At 53.2% G+C, this 15363-nt stretch carries 9 protein-coding genes and 1 pseudogene; 6 read left to right on the plus strand and 4 right to left on the minus strand.

What is annotated here, in order from left to right:
• The first annotated feature begins 355 nt into the window (after positions 1–355).
• Together AC0IWZ_RS09435 and AC0IWZ_RS09440 are read left to right on the plus strand one after the other, a co-directional pair.
• A complete protein-coding gene (locus AC0IWZ_RS09435; RefSeq protein ID WP_471677487.1) occupies positions 356–1612 on the plus strand; it encodes a putative acyl-CoA thioester hydrolase in 1257 nt (418 codons plus the stop codon).
• Between the two features lie 333 nt (positions 1613–1945).
• A pseudogene (locus AC0IWZ_RS09440) lies at positions 1946–2445 on the plus strand (helix-turn-helix transcriptional regulator); the annotation flags it as partial.
• Positions 2446–2866: 421 nt separating this feature from the next.
• On the opposite strand, the gene AC0IWZ_RS09445 reads toward AC0IWZ_RS09440, so the two are convergent.
• From AC0IWZ_RS09445 to AC0IWZ_RS09455, 3 genes are read right to left on the minus strand one after another with little or no spacing between them, the layout of a single operon-like run.
• Positions 2867–5002 carry a virulence factor SrfC family protein gene (locus AC0IWZ_RS09445; protein WP_471677486.1) on the minus strand — a complete coding sequence of 712 codons (2136 nt, stop codon included), beginning with the start codon at positions 5000–5002 and terminating at the stop codon, positions 2867–2869.
• Positions 4999–7971, minus strand: coding sequence for a virulence factor SrfB (locus AC0IWZ_RS09450; RefSeq protein ID WP_471677485.1), 2973 nt, complete (start codon positions 7969–7971; stop codon positions 4999–5001). Before AC0IWZ_RS09450 ends, AC0IWZ_RS09445 begins: the two co-directional genes overlap by 4 nt.
• A 2-nt stretch (positions 7972–7973) precedes the next feature.
• On the minus strand, positions 7974–9299 hold the full coding sequence (locus AC0IWZ_RS09455) for an SrfA family protein (RefSeq protein WP_471677484.1): 1326 nt from the start codon (positions 9297–9299) through the stop codon (positions 7974–7976).
• 195 nt (positions 9300–9494) lie between these two features.
• Here AC0IWZ_RS09455 and AC0IWZ_RS09460 point away from each other — a divergent pair, with 195 nt between their 5' ends.
• The 3 genes from AC0IWZ_RS09460 (at position 9495) to AC0IWZ_RS09470 (ending at position 11537) form a co-directional block, all read left to right on the plus strand.
• The gene (locus AC0IWZ_RS09460) at positions 9495–10208 is read left to right on the plus strand and encodes a glutamine amidotransferase (RefSeq protein WP_471677483.1); all 714 of its coding nucleotides are present in this window, start codon (positions 9495–9497) and stop codon (positions 10206–10208) included.
• 274 nt (positions 10209–10482) lie between these two features.
• Complete coding sequence (locus AC0IWZ_RS09465) at positions 10483–11238, plus strand: alpha/beta fold hydrolase (RefSeq protein ID WP_471677482.1); 756 nt, start codon at positions 10483–10485, stop codon at positions 11236–11238.
• 65 nt (positions 11239–11303) lie between these two features.
• The gene (locus tag AC0IWZ_RS09470) at positions 11304–11537 is read left to right on the plus strand and encodes a DUF2526 family protein (protein WP_034495278.1); all 234 of its coding nucleotides are present in this window, start codon (positions 11304–11306) and stop codon (positions 11535–11537) included.
• Between the two features lie 68 nt (positions 11538–11605).
• Here AC0IWZ_RS09470 and dtpB read toward each other — a convergent pair whose 3' ends face one another.
• Positions 11606–13084 (minus strand): dipeptide/tripeptide permease DtpB, encoded by a 1479-nt coding sequence (gene dtpB, locus AC0IWZ_RS09475; protein WP_115628686.1) that lies wholly within the window; start codon positions 13082–13084, stop codon positions 11606–11608.
• Between the two features lie 477 nt (positions 13085–13561).
• Here dtpB and atzF point away from each other — a divergent pair, with 477 nt between their 5' ends.
• Positions 13562–15358, plus strand: coding sequence for an allophanate hydrolase (gene atzF / locus AC0IWZ_RS09480; RefSeq protein ID WP_471677481.1), 1797 nt, complete (start codon positions 13562–13564; stop codon positions 15356–15358).
• The last annotated feature ends 5 nt before the right edge of the window (positions 15359–15363 follow it).

Below are 15363 nucleotides of genomic sequence, written 5' to 3' on the forward strand. Positions count from 1 at the left end.
GCCTCGTCAGATTCGACGATAACCCGGTAAGCCCGAGGGAAGGGTTTTCAGTGGTTTGCTTCGCTCAAGCCGGATTATCGCAGTGCGATATCGATAACGCTTGAGCTCAGGCGATCACCAAGAGGATGTGAAAGAAATACAACTTCACAAAACTGCATGGGGGCCTCCTTATATATTCAGTAGGTTGATAGATGTGAGAATCCTGGCAGAAAAGATAAATAAATGCCACCTACCGATTTCTTCCTTATGACGAATGCGAAAATGCCAGTTTGCTCAAGTTTTTAAAATGACGTTTTATTTAAATTGGCTTTTGGTTTTGTAAATAAAACATTAATAAAAGACAGGGGCTTAACTTATGTCATTACCTCGTTACTCTGCTTTAGCTGTGCTGTGTTTCCCTCTGGTATTGCAAGGATGTACTTCATCGACCACCTCACACCGACAGGCTCCGGGCAGCCAACCCCGGCCGATTTTAAGCCAGTCTGAAGCGCAAAGTTTCACCCAGCAGCATTACTTTGCTCGAGGAGGAATGATTGCGGGGGCGCAAAACGACCCGTGGACGCCTGAGACATTGGATTTTAAGGGTATTGATACCCCCTGGATTGTCGGAAAAAATGCGCCGTATCAGACCGTACAACAGGCCGTGAACGCCGCCATAAAAGCGGCAAAATCTCATCAGCGAATCGTGATAATAATTCTTCCGGGGGTGTACGAAGGCACGGTTTACATTCCGATGGATGCACCGCCAGTGACGTTATTGGGCGGGGGCGAAAAGCCCGAGCAAGTGACGATACAGCTGGCGCTGGATTCGATGATTTCACCGGAAGTCTGGCGGAAAACAGTCAATCCAAATGCGCAATATCAACCTGGCGATCCGGCCTGGGAAATGTACCAAACCTGCGCCACCAAAACCGCTGCGGCAGTGGCAACAACCTGTGCGGCAGTGCTTTGGTCGCAAAACCATGGCTTCCAGTTAATGAACCTGAGCGTGGTTAACTCTCTGCTCGATACCGTAGATGACGGGCCGCATCAGGGAGTGGCTTTACGCACTGATGGCGATAAAGTTCAAATCGAAAATGTGCGCTTAATTGGCCGCCAGGACACGTTCTTTGTGAACACCAGCGACGCGAAAAACCGCTACGTGACAGACCGAATCAGCCGTGTGCTGGTGAAGGACAGCTACATCGAAGGCGATGTGGATTACGTATTTGGCCGTGCGAATGCGGTGTTTGATAACGTCCATTTCCACACCGTTTCTTCACGCCAGAAGAACGAAGCTTTCGTGCTGGCACCGAATACGCTACCTGATAATCCTTACGGGTTCCTGGTGAAAAATAGCCGCTTTACGACCGATGCAGGTTTTAAAAACGGTTACTTTGCAAAACTGGGGCGCGCGTGGGATCAAGGGGCAAAAGCGACCGGGTACGTAGCGGGGAAAACCTCGAATAGCCAGGCCGTTATCATGAATTCAACTATTGATGGCGGCTATGATTCTCTATCGCCATGGGGCAGTGCCGCAACCACCGCTCGCCCGTTTAACGGCAATATCGCGCCGGACAGAAATCTCAATGACGTGAATTTCAATCGACTGTGGGAATTCAATAACCGTTGAGTTATAAAAACATCGGGTGAGCGTTTCGGCACAAAATAAAATCATCTGTGCACAACACAGGGAAGCGACACCTTTTACATTGGTGACTCAATTCAATAATGAGGAAAACCAATGAAAAGAGTCGCCACCCTGGCCGCAGGAATCGTAGCCGCAATCAGTTTTAATGTTTCAGCGGCTCAGAGTTTTACGCTCACCAGCAGCGATATCTCAGCCAATAAACCCTTGACTGAAAACCAAATTTTTCAGGGTTTCGGCTGTAGCGGCGCAAACATCTCGCCGCAGTTGTCATGGCGCATGTCCTCCGGCTGGGGAAAAACCCCATCGTTACCAGTCTCGCAAGGTACATTTCGCTCGGAATTATTACTGTTATCCCCGGAATTACTGGCCGCCTTTAAAACACATTATATTCAGGACTACCCGCCAGCCAGGTACGTGTCTTTATGCGCGCCAATGAGCCAGGGGCTGAAGTTTATGTGGGGGAATTTATTGCACGCCGTGCGTGATGATTTGCCGCTACTGATCGAGCGCCGTTACAATCTGACCGAACAGGTACGGCAAATCATCATGATGTCGCCAGCAAAACTCTGGACGGCGCAAGAGATTGCCCAGCATTTATCGTTGGGCGCTTCAACCTTGCGCAGGCGACTGCAACAGGAATCCCGGAGCTATCGGCAAATTGTCGAAGAGGTGCGCATGTCCTTTGCGCTGGCGCAATTGCAAACCACAACGTTGCCGATTGGCGAAATTGCTTCGCGCAGCGGTATCTTTCCAGTTCGCGATTTACTGCCCGGTTTCGTCAGCATTACGGCTGTTTGCCGAAAAACGTGCGATAAGCAGAGCACCCGCATGTCGCGGGTACTGTTTTAATATTCGGTTTCGCTATTCATCTCAACAATCAACTCTTTCACCGGAAAACTTCACCCGTGTAACCGGTATAAAAACGCAGTACCGGCCGGCAATTACGCGCGAAGATCGTGATTTGTTGTGGAGCCGGGAGATTAACGCGCAGGCATTAACCTGGGAGCAATTCCTGCAAACCACGTGTTGGCAGGGTGAAGGGGTTCTTTTGGTGGATGAGGGATGTTATAGCCGTTTGCCTGTGGAGATCAGCGAGAGGTTTTTGTGGTCGAGTGGGATAAACCTGGGGACGATTATGGTTGCCGGATGTGATTGCTCCGGCAACCGGAGAGACTTTTGTGTTGTGAAAATAGGCTTATTGAGCGGGGTAATATCAGCCTTGTTTTCTCCCTAATCCTACAAAGCCAATAGATCTTTCAGCGCTTTTTTCTGCACATCACTCACATCCAGCGGATGGCGATAACCGATGTTTTCCACGGCGCGGGCGTATAACGCGACCAGCCAGTCGTACACATAAATAGTGTTACCGCGCGCCGGTTGTTCGCCCAGACGCACCAGGCGCACGTTAGCTGTTGCTTGTTTTTGTGGAGCAAATACTGGCGAGCCTTTGTTGACGCGGCTTGCCGGGCGCAGTGTTGGTTCGATATGCGCGTAACCCAACCAGCTGACAAAATCACCCAGTACGGCGCTCACGCAGGTGATTTCCTGCGCCATGCTGCCGTCTCCGTGGCGCAGTGCGGTTTCCAGTTGTTCCGGTAATTTCAGGCGATAACTGGCAATAATCAGCAACTGGCAAAGCGCCTGAAGCTGCGTGTTATCCAGCCCGGATAGTTGGGCGACTTCCCGGCGTGCTGCCAGTTGGCGCAGATGGTTTACCCAGTGCAAATGCACCACGCTGGCAAAACTGTCCGGGGCGTGATTCGGCGCATCGTGGCCGTCATCTTCTGCGAACAAGTCGATATCAAGCCTGAAATCAGCAGGTTGTTGGATGCGGGATTGTTGATGGCTTAACCAGCGCTGTTGCAGCGCCTGGCGTTCAGGCATCAGGCTGGCGAGCAATTCACCGTGCTGGGCCGCGTTGGCTTGCAGGGCGCGCACCAGCTCTTCGGCCTGCGAACGCGCACGCTCCGGGGTGATATTGTCAGCGTCGATAACAGGCGAGAACAGGGTGCTGATTTCCTGGTTCAGCGCGGCCTGTAACATCTCAATGCGCAGTGTGCGCTGAGCCGGAACCACGGCATCCGCCAGCCATTCCAGCAAACGATGCATATTACGGCTATCCAGCGCCTGCAACGTGCCCCAGCGTTTACCCGGCAGGCCGATAATTCTCTGCACGCCGTGGTCCAGATTGGCACCGCTAAAGCGTGCATCTTCTGGGGTAATCGCCCAAATCAGGCCCGGTGTCGTGGCGTTGCTGGCCTGGGTTTTATCCACCCAACGTGCCAGCATTTTACCTGCCGCGTTCACATCCGCGCGTTCGGCGGCGGCATTGCACACCACCAGTTTATCGGGTTGTAACCAGGGGGCGTAATCGTCGAGCTGCACCGTGGGAATATCCACCACATCGACCTGAGCCAGTTTCGGCTGATGGTTGAGCGAGAGCGTAATTTCAGCGCACAGTTGCTGTAAATCGCGCTGTGCCAGGCTGACTTGCGTGCCGATTTCATGATTGAAAAGTGGGCAGACCATGACGTCCGCGCCCATTTCGGGTTCATCTGGTGTTCCGGGAATCAGGAAACCTTCAACCGGCAATAAGAACGTGTCTACCAAAAGGCTTGCCGGGGCTAAAACCTGTTGGGCATTCCCCAGATGATTCAGCGTTTCGGCCAGATGCTGCCACTGCATGGTTATTGCGCTGTTATCGCCCCAAAGCGGGGCCAGCAACGCGGCTTGATCCGCACAATTCAACCAGGGAAGCAGGTCGGCGATTTGCTGCCACAGGGCATTTTCAAGATAATGTTGGCGGCGCACCACCTGTTGATAAGTCTGCGCGATATCAGAGGCTTGCAGCTGCGTTATCGCTGCTGTCGATTGCGTCTGGCGGCGAACCTGAAGCTCTTTGAGTCTCGCGGCGATCGTTTCGTGGCGGGCAAATCGTGCGCCCGGTTCAGCGTGATACTGGCGAATCAAACGCTGCGCCAGCGTGGAGCTGCTACAAAGGGTAATCAGTAACGGATAGTGTTCCGCAATGGGCAATTCACGGCGCGTAAAGCGCACGGCAACATTCGGCGCATGGCCGGGGTTAATGTGCGTCAGGTAATCCAGCACTTTGCCGCCAAGCGAGATTTCAATGCGATCGTGATGATCGCCCAACAGCATGGTCAACAAATGATGTTTACCAGAAACCGAGTGGCCATAAAGTCCAATGGTTAGTGGTTGCTCCGCCTGCAAGTCTATATGTTGCTGGCGATTCTGAAGCACAGCCAATTTTTGCAACAGACCATCGGCTTCATTTTCAATCCGCGGTACGGACTGGCGAGTGTGTTGGATCCAGTCCACCAAAGGGTGCAGCGTTGAGGTTATTGGCTTCATTTTTGGTACACGCTCCCGCTGTCAATCCAGTAATGGCTGGCTCCGCTATAGCTTCCTGCCAGGGTATTCAATTTAAAACTCAGTTGATTGAGCGGCACTTTGCTGCCGTCCTGCAACCAGGCTTCTGCCAGCACGAAAGCATCGGCTTCGCGGGTTTGTTGCAGACGCACGTTTAACACGCCTTCACCGGCAATGGCTTTTGCCAACTGCGGGGAATTGATCGCCAGCGTGTACAACGGCGTTGCGGGCCAGCGGGCGTCATCAAGCTGCCGGAATCCGAGGCACGCGTTGCCGCGCAGCGGGAAATGCAGACGCGTATCGAGTGTCGATTTTGGGTCATCAAGGCAGATATCGCGATACCAGACGTTCTCATCCACAAGCCGGTTGTTGCCGTCGAGCATGCCGAGGAAACGCACGGTGGAATAGGCCTGAATATCCGACGCTTTGAAGTTAAAACCTGGCAGGCGCAGGTCCATCGCCAGGCTGCATAACATCGCGCCGACGGCGGCGGTCGATTTCGGGTTGCCAATACGGCCTTGTTGGCTGAACGGATACCATTCATGAGTCTGATAGTTATCCAGCCAGACGATGCGATTCACCGGCACCGGCTGTTGATAGCGCAGCAGCGCCTGAACACCAGGTAAACAGGCCGGGCGGCCCGTCACCAGCAGCACATCGCAGCAATAATGGCTGATCACTTCGCACAGGGCTTGCAGCGGGGCGGTCAGAGTGAATTGCCCGGCGAGCAGCGCGTCCTGCAACGCCGATAACTCAACTTGCAACGGCACGCTGAACAGATCGAACGCCGGGGCATCGGCAGGCAGCGCGTGTTGCACGGCTTGCTGAACGTAATTAATCACGTTATCGGTTGGGCGCTGGGTGAGCAGTTCGCCAAATGTTGCTTCGAGAGCGGCGTGTTTGTCTTCCGGGTCGCTGTTTTCCCAGAAAGAGAGCACCGCGTGGCCGAGCGGAATAAACAGTTGTAGCGCAGTTTGCTGGCGCAGCGTGCCGCGTGTGTCCATGCGCCCGGACTCGCCGAACAGCGTAGTCATTAAACCTGTGGTATCCACGACGCCCGCCTGGTGAATTTGCGCCTGTAGCGCCGGGAGCACGCAGCGCTGAATCACATCCAGCAAAATATCATCGCCTGCGACTTTAAAACCTTCGCGGAACAGCAGGCGCGGGGCGATTTTCACATTGCTACCCACGCCGTCATCAAGTTGATATTGCGTGATAGCCATGTCGGTCGTGCCGCCGCCGATGTCAATCGACGCCACGCGCAGCGTTTTGCCTGGCAATTCGTCTGCGGCTAAATGGCGATCCGGGCGGGCGAGGCTCTGGAAGAAGTTTCCGGTTTGCCCGGCATAGTTCACCAGCGCTTCGTTATACAGCCACACCAGTTGGCCGCAGGTCGCTTCGTCCCACTCCATCTGCACGTCAGGCACCGGAACCACGCTTTTCTGGAAATCGCGTTCGCTGTCAAAACCGTCGTCGGTCGGGTGCCATTCCATCGCTTTCCACACCAGCCCGACCGCTTCCTGCATGCGCTGGCGGAAGATCTCACGCTCTTGTTTTGGCATGGCGGAAGGTAACGTGAGGATTAAATGGCGTAGCTGACGTGGCGCATTAAGGTGCCCCATGCTTTGCCGCGAACCGACGCTGTTGATTTGCATCAGCGCCTGCGCCAGCAATTCGCAGAGCATCAAGGTCATTAACGAACTGCGGCTGTATTGCGGTGAAAACACCGGCAAGCGTTCGTCAAGCGGCAGCGAATACAACGGTTGCCCGTCGTCATTCATCAGGTTCATTAAGGGAAACGCTGTCGCCAGCGGTTCGCGTTGGGTTTTCACTCCCATCTGGCTAAAGCGCCAGTCCTGACTGGCAGGAGTTTCGTCCCACAGATAGCGGCGCGGGCTGGAGATGCCGCTTGCGCCGTCGGTGCCTAAACGGGCGGAGGCCATACTGCGTGCTTCGTCACCCACGCGGGCAATCGACGGCCAGACAAACGCATCGTCGCGGCCACTTTCTACCGAGAAGTGTTGTTTGCCGAACTTAGCTTCTGAGAACTCAAGACGGCTGGTGAACATCGCATCGTTGATGGTTTGCGGTTCGCTGAGTGAGCGAATTTGCAGCTCGGCAGTCTGACGCAAGCCGTCATTGGCTTCGCCGTGATCTTCAATCAACACGCCGCAGGTATGGGTGTTGCCGACATCCAGCACAAGATCGACCGGAATAGCCGGGGCTTGTAGCGTGGCGGTGACGATTTTGACCTCTGGCACCGCCAGTTGCGCACCGAGCATCTCGATAATATTGAGATAATGCGCCTGATATTCGAACGTTTTCAGCGCGTTGCTGATTTCACGTTCGGTTCGGGATTCATTGCGTGTGGCAAATTGGGTGAACACTTCGCGCAGCCAGCCATCAACCCAGGTCTGGTCGATAAAGTCGTTGATCTCTTCGTTTTGCCAGGCAAGGGCAAAGCGCGCGCCGTTGCGTACATCGTTGAGCGTCGGAGTCAGATGCGCTGCCGGGTTGTCGTCCGCAAGGATTTTAGTATCCAGCGCAATGGTGATTCGCACCGTATTGCCTGAGGAGTCTGGCGTTTCGAGGCAACGAATCTGCACACGCGCCCAGTTGTGCGGCCCACCAACAAAAGTGCGCGGCGGGTTAAAACGCAGGAACGGCAGCGGCAGCCAGGTTTTATCGAGCAGTTTCAGCGAATGGCCCAGCGTAATCGTGCTTTCGGGTTTCACGACTTCAGGCGCGGAGCCCGAAGCACCTGGCAGGGTAAATTTGCCTGGAATGACATCATAATCCAGGCGCAGCAGTGGGCCGTTTGCTGTTTTACGCACAAAGCGCCCGGTATGTGGCGCGTTTGGCTGAGGTGCGAGACCGAAGTCCAGAAACTGAATGCCGCTGTCTTTAATGAGCGTCACGCTCGGCTTATAAGGATACAAAGTGGCAAACATGATTAATCACTCACTTTTTTAAATGTCACAGGCACCACGGTGTCGCTGTCGTAGCGCCCACTGCACTGAGCCACATCGTTCTCGTCGGGCTTGCAGGAAATTTCTGGCAGCGGATAACGCGAACCATCGCTGCAACGCGCATTACCACGGGTTTTGATCATCAACGTGCCGGACTGCATCAGGCCGGAAAACACTTCCGCTTTGCAGACGATATTGTCGCCATGCACCAGGCGCACGTTGCCTTTGTTATTGGCGATTTGGTAACGCAGCGTCGGCGGTTTGCCAGTGATGGAATCTTTAATATTGATGGCGACGCGCCAGCTGCCGTTGAGGAATTTTGTCGAGCCGACTTTTAGCGCGTCGGCGGGTAAAATCAGCGCGCCTTTGGGTACGTCAGCGGGCGTTGTTGCGGCGATGACAACCGGCTCTGGTTCTGGTGCGGGCGCTTCGACAACAGCGGCCTGGGCAACAGGCAGCGTGGAAACATGCTCGACAACGGGTTGAGCCTGCATCGGCGCAGGGGCAATGGCTTGCGGTTTAACGTCTTCGACTTTCTGCGCTAAAGGCTCGGCGTGGGGAGCCGATACCACAAAATATGACACTGGAGCAGCGATAGCCGCCACGATGGCCGCCGCAACGGGCCATATCCAGCGTTTCGGTTTTTTCACTGCCGCAGGTGTGACAATTTCTTCGACTGGCGCAGGCTGCGGCGGTAATTCTGGCAACGGTGCAAGGGGGGTTGGCGCGGCTATCGAATACAGCGGTTCATCCGGTTCACTCAAGACGATAACGGGCGGTGCGGCAGGGGGTGGCTCCGGAAGGAACTCGATAACGGGTTCGTGTTCTTCGGTAATGCGTAAGCAATCGAGAGGGTCGGGGCGGGCGCTATTGTTAAGGCTGACAAATCCCCAAAACGTCAGCACCGGTTTGCCATCAACCAGGTAAACATGCTGGCTGCCAGGAAACTGCAATGCGTTGGCGAGCAAGGAGCCAAAAAGTTGAATCGCCGTTTTTTCTGACTGCCCGCAGCGCTGAATCAGCGAGGCGACGTTGGCCTGGCAATTATCGAGATAGCGCAGCGCTTTTTTGCGTTGTTCATCGCTGGCCGCAGCCCAACTGATGACTGAACCTTCGCAGGGCGCGTACCAGTCAACCCGGTCGCCTTCATCGTTTGGCTGAGGAATCGCCAGGCTATCGACCACCGCTTGCTGTTTGCGTAAGCGCAATGTTTCGCGAATTTGTAGTGCCGAGTCGAATACTGTCTGCCCGTTTTCGCCTAGCGAAAGAAAGTCATCTAAGCATCCGCTGCGCAATAATGTTTTTGCCACGTCATCAATCCTGCTGTTTTCAGCTCCGCTTGAGCCATTTTCACACTTTCCATTTTACGGATTCCCGGCCCAGGCAAACGGCGGAGGAAGCGGCACTTTTTTCTAATTATCGGGCGATTGCACTTAAGTCATTGGGTGACGCGACGGTTTTGTGCTACTGATTATTCTTCTCTACATCGCCGGAGTGCTTAATCAATGTCAGAAAAATTGCCGTTATTACTGGTTCAGATGGGCCATCCACCGCTGGATATTCGTCAAGCCGTCGGCGAGCAGCCACAGTGGTTTCACGACGCATTAGGTGATGTTGGCCCGGTGACTGTGGTGTGTCCGTTTGAAGGTGAAGCACTTCCCGCTGTTGGCACGTTTAGCGGCGCGGTGATTACCGGTTCATGGGCAATGGTGACGGACCATGAAGAGTGGAGCGAACGCACCGCCGAGTGGGCGCGTGAAGTTATCGAGGCGGGCGTGCCGGTTTTGGGTGTGTGTTATGGGCACCAGTTAATGGCTTACGCACTCGGAGGCTCGGTGGATTACCATCCGCAGGGTAGCGAAGTGGGGCAAATTGCCGTCACGCTGAATGACGCCGCCCAACACGACCCGCTGCTTAGCGGCCTGCCAAATTCGTTCGATACCTTTTTAAGCCACGAGCAAAGCGTGCTCGCGCTGCCAAAAGGTGCGGTGGTATTGGGCGCATCCAGCCATGACCCGCATCAGATAGTTCGTTACTCGCCAACCGCATTCTCGGTGCAATTCCACCCGGAATTTAGCGCCCCGGTGATGAATAAAATCATCACCAGCCGCAGCGAAAGAGTGGCGATGAAAGGTAAAGACCGCGACGCACTGCTGGCAAAAGTCAGCGACACGCCTGAATCCAGAGCGATATTGCAGCGGTTTGTTGCGTTATTGTAATAATAAATGGCGGTAGATCGTGCTGGCAAATGGCAAAACTTTCTATGCCACTCGCAGCAATGTGACGGGTTACACCGTCAGCCTGAACGGCAGCGATTTCTCGAAAGCAAAATTGAACTGATAATCTTTATTGTAGGTCGGATTAGCGTAGCGACCTCCGACAATATTGGCATTAATGGTGGATGACGCCTTCGGCTTATCCCCCTACATGACAGCAGTTGTAGGGGGGATGAATGTTAGCGACCTCGACCGTTAAAAAGACAGGAGTCACGACATGGAGTCATTTTTTTCAACGACTGCAAATTGCCGCGTCCGCTGGTTGGACTTGCCCGGTAGCGGTACGCCGCTGGTGTTTGTTCACGGCCTGGGATGTGCGTCATCTTATGAATATCCGCGAGTGGTTGCAGATAAGAACTTTTCCGGCAGAAGGGCGATTCTTATCGATCTTCCCGGTTACGGATACAGCGAAAAACCCCGCGATTTCAGTTATTCAATTAAAGAACAGGCGCAAGTGGTGGCTGAACTTATTGGTCATCTGAAACTGGATAAGTATTTTCTCTATGGTCATAGCATGGGTGGCAGTATCTGTATTGAAGCAGCAGAATTATTGACGGCAAATTTATCCGGGCTGATCGTTTCAGAGCCTAATTTCCATGCGGGAGGCGGCTTTTTTAGCCAACAGATTTGCAGCGTAAATGAAGCGAATTATGTCTCAGATCGACATAGCTCATTGATTAACGATGAAAATGGCCCATGGTCTGGAAGTCTAGCGGCTGCGGCCCCCTGGGCTGTATGGCGCGGAGCAGAAAGTTTGATCAAGGGTAATCATTGGTTAACGATTTTCGCGCAACTGGAAAAACCACGTTCGCTGATCTTTGGTGAGCAATCGCTGCCCGATAATGATTTCACCCAAGTTCAAAACTGGGGTATCAACACATCGGTATTAGCCGAATGCGGGCATTGCATGTCATGGGAGAATCCAGCGGCATTAGCCGGAGCGTTAGATTCATTCTGTAAACAGCACGAATGATTAATGAGCTTGAGAATATTATCGGGGAGTCATAAAGTATACCCTCAAAATTTAAGGAGATAGTTATGGCGCACCTGGAAGATGTTATTGCCCGCGTAGACGCGGCGGTGGCGGAGAATGTGATTGAGCATATGAATGAGTTGCTGATTGAACTGAGCGACGATGCTGAGTTAACCCGCGAAGATCGTTACGCGCAGCAGCAGCGTTTGCGTATCGCCATCGCGCAGAAGGGCCATCACCATAAAGCAGAAGTGGAACAGCGCCGCGAGGATTTAACCAAAGGCGGCACCATTATTTAAGTTTTAAAACGTGTTATTAAAAACCGCCTTCGTTGAAGGCGGCGTGAAAAGAAACCAAGGCGTAGAAATTAAGCGGTTTTCACTTCCGGTTGCATATTCATCATACGGTTTAGCCACGGCACCATCGCGGCCATAATCAGCGCGATAACAAAGGTCGTGATGCCAATTTTGCTGAACACGCCGGTATAAATCGGCAATGTTTGCAGCGGATCGTTAAGGGATTCCGGCACTGCCGTGAAGGTGGCAACGTAGCCGCCGAGCAGGAAGGCTGCGGCCTGGGTCAGGAACCACATCCCGAGAATAAAGCCCATCATATATTGCGGCACCAGTGCGGCGACCATCGCTAAACCTAACGCACTGATCATTAGCTCACCCAGGCTCTGGAACAAATAAACCAGCACGATAAACCACGGGGAAGTCAGCCCTTGTGCGTCAGCAAACCACATGCCAGCAGCGGCGGCAGTTAAAAAACCTAACGAACACAGGAACATGCCGAGAGTAAATTTGGCAGGCATCGTCAGATCTTTGCCTTTGGCACCAAAACGGGTATACAGCGTGGCCAGAATGGGGCTGGCAACCACCACCCAGAATGGGTTCAGAGCCTGAAAACTGACGGGGTTGATAGTAAAGCCGAGAATTTCATGGCGCACATTATTGATAGCAAAGAAGTTCAGCGACGTTGGCATCTGGGCATACAGAATGTAAAACAGCACCGCTTCAATCATCAGCACAAAGGCGACGTACATGCGGTTGCGATCGCTTTTGTTTTGTTTCGCGGCCTCGCGGAAGAAGAGGAAAATCACGATGATGGACAGCACAATTAACACGATATTCGCCACTTTCACGTTATGCATCAGCCACGCACAGACGTAAATCATCACCACTGTTCCTGCTAAAACCAGCAGTAAATTTTTGTAGCTCATTGGCTTGCTATCGGGTTCCGAGCCGATGTCACGCACCATGCCACGGCAGCAGAAATAAACCAGCAATGCGAAGACTAAGCCAATGCCGCACAGGTTGTAGGTCACGGCGTAGCCATATTTGTTGGCAATGACGGGCGCGAGCGACAAAGACAGCAAAGAACCGATGTTAATAGACATGTAAAACAGGGTGAATGCGCCGTCCAGACGGGGATCCTTTGGTGGATAGCATTTTGAAAGCAAACTGGCTGGATTGGCTTTGAATAGCCCATTGCCCACCGCGATGGTGCCCAGAGCAATAAAGATCATATCAGGATTATGCAGCGACAAACCGGTCATAAAGTAGCCCAGCGCCAGGACCACGGCACCAAGAACCATCGTGCGTTTTGTGCCTAATAAATGATCGCCAACATAGCCACCGATAGAGATCAGCCCGTAAACCAGAGCGGCAAAGGCACCAAAGGTGACAAAGGCTTGTTCCTGTGAAAAACCGAGCTCTTTAACGAAAAATACGGCCAGAATACCCTGCACGCCGTAGTATCCAAAACGCTCCCATAACTCAACAAAAAAAATCATAAAAAACGGTTTAGGTTGCTGCAATAAACCGGTAGGGGCGGGCTTAGTCATGTTCGTTTGCCTTTAGACATTTTAAGGAAGTATAGGCGGCTATTGGCGCTATACCTAAGTTCGATCTGGGATGGAATCGTATTCTATTTTTGTACATCAACATGATGTATTAATGCCGATTTTGAGACGATGTTTAGGGTATTGTATGGTTAACTTGCTTTCCTGGTGGTTGATCACACTATCAAATCATGGGCGTGACATTTTTTATGTCTGTATGGGAATTTTCGTAGGTCGGATAAGCGCAAGGGTCATCCGACACACGCTTGCCGATTTATAAAAGAATATAAGAAAATAATATGACAGTGTTTATTTGCACCTTTCTGGATAAATAATTTAAATCCTCGCTCTATAAGAGTGCGAAAAAAGAATAAAGCGCGCCTTATTATATTCAAATCTGTTGATTATCAGCGTTATAAATACCTGGCACGTTTAATGCTTTATTGATTCCATCTTGTATACCAGATGGGATTCCAGTTTATGTCTGTAGCAACTTTGTCTGAATGGGTCGCGAGTTACCGCCAGCACCCGCAACAACTAGTGGCGGCATATCAGCAATTAAATGCGAAGTTATCCCGCGATGATAATGCGTGGATATATATCGCCACGCAGGATGAAATCTATGCGCAATTAACCACAGTTTTTCAGGCAATTAATTCTGGTGAAAAGCAGGCAGCAGACTTTCCATTATTAGGCGTTCCTTTTGCGGCGAAAGATAATATTAATGTCGCCGGAATGCCCACCAGCGCGGCGTGCCCGGCATTTACTTACACCCCTGGAAAAGATGCGACTGTGATAGCCCGCCTGAAAGCGGCGGGGGCCATTGTGGTAGGCAAAACAAATCTCGACCAATTCGCTACCGGGCTTGTCGGCACCCGCTCACCGTTTGGCGCAGTCAAAAATACCTTCAACCCTGAATACGTGAGCGGCGGCTCAAGCTCCGGTTCTGCATCGGTGGTAGCGCGCGGCCTGGTCTGCTTCTCATTGGGTACCGATACCGCCGGTTCCGGGCGCGTACCGGCGGGCTTCAATAATATCGTTGGCCTGAAACCGACAAAAGGCTGGATTTCCACCGCAGGCGTGGTGCCTGCTTGCCGCCTGAATGACTGTGTTTCGGTGTTCGCATTAACGGTAGAAGATGCTGAAACGGTCGCCGCCGTGGCGGGCGGGTACGATCCACAAGATCCGTACTCGCGTTCGAACCCGCATACGGCCCCGGCACGTTTTAATGAAAAACCTCGTTTTGCCATTCCCGACCAGCTTGAGTTTTTTGGCGACAAATATAGCGAGGCGGCGTTTGCCAAAACGTTGCAACGCCTGGAGCAGCAGGGCGCAGAACTTATTCCGATCGATTTCACCGCCTTTAACCAGTTAGCCGAGCAGCTTTATTACGGCGCATGGGTGGCGGAGCGAACCGTTGCGGTAGGCGAAATTTTCAAAAATCAGCCTGAAGCGATGGACCCCACCGTGCGCGGTATTGTGGCCAACGGCCTGAAGTACACGGCTTGCGATGCCTGGCAGGCGGAATACACCCGCGCGGAACTGGCGCAAAAAATCAACGCGCAACTGAGCGAGTTTGATGCGCTGGTAGTGCCAACGTCGCCGACCATCCATACCCTCGCTGAAATGGCGCAGGAACCGGTGCGATACAACTCGCAATTTGGCACCTACACCAACTTCACCAATCTGGCCGACCTCTGCGCGCTGGCGCTGCCGGGAGATTTCCGTGAAGACGGCTTACCAGCAGGCATCACGATTATCGCCCCCGCATGGCACGACCAGGCCTTGAGCCACTTCGGGAAAAGCTGGCAACAGGCGCTGAACCTGCCGCTGGGTGCCACTGAAAAAACGCTTCCTGCGACCCTTGCCGCAAAAATCTCTGCAAACCACGTTCGCGTTGCCGTTGTCGGCGCACATTTGCGTGGAATGCCGCTCAACCACCAGCTCACCACACGTCATGCGGTGTTTATCGAAGAATCCCGCACCGCGGCCAATTATCGCCTTTACGCGCTGGCCAATACTCAGCCGCCAAAACCCGGCCTTGCCAAAAGCCCCTCCGGGCAGCCGATTGCCGTCGAGCTATGGGATATCCCGCTGGCTCGTTTTGGGGAATTTGTGGCGGAAATCCCCGCGCCGCTTGGGATCGGCACTTTGACTCTGGAAGACGGCAGGAGCGTGAAAGGGTTTATTTGCGAACCCGCAGCACTACACGACGCCACGGATATTACCGCGTGGGGCGGCTGGAAAGCCTGGCTTGCCCGTCACCACAGCGCCTGAGGAGA

It is taken from the genome of Buttiauxella sp. AC142 (assembly GCF_979253435.1).